Source organism: Nocardia blacklockiae, from assembly GCF_015477355.1.
Classification (GTDB): domain Bacteria; phylum Actinomycetota; class Actinomycetes; order Mycobacteriales; family Mycobacteriaceae; genus Nocardia; species Nocardia blacklockiae.
The window spans coordinates 1-285 of the sequence record NZ_JADLRJ010000070.1 but is presented as its reverse complement, the minus strand read 5'-3'; the positions used below and the strand labels follow the sequence as shown (position 1 = coordinate 285).

The following is a 285-nucleotide window of genomic DNA, read 5'->3' as shown; positions in this document are numbered from 1 at the left end:
GACATCGCGCGCATCATCGACGACCGCACCACCCGGGTGGTGGTGTGCTGCGGCTCCGGCGGCGTCGGCAAGACCACCACGGCGGCGGCGATCGCCCAGCGGGCCGCCGAACGCGGCCGCAAAGTGGTGGTGCTGACCATCGATCCGGCGCGGCGGCTCGCGCAGTCGCTCGGCGTCAGCGATCTCGGCAACGTCCCGCAGCGGGTCGACCTCGGGCCGGACGCGACCGGCGAGCTGTCCGCGATGATGCTGAACATGCGCCGCACCTTCGACGAGATGGTGCTC

The 285-nt window shown here is 72.3% G+C and carries 1 protein-coding gene; it reads left to right on the top strand.

Going from position 1 to position 285, the window contains the following annotated elements; all coding sequences use genetic code 11:
* The coding region (locus IU476_RS35770) for an ArsA-related P-loop ATPase (protein WP_195106773.1) at positions 1-285 on the top strand (285 nt) is incomplete at both ends.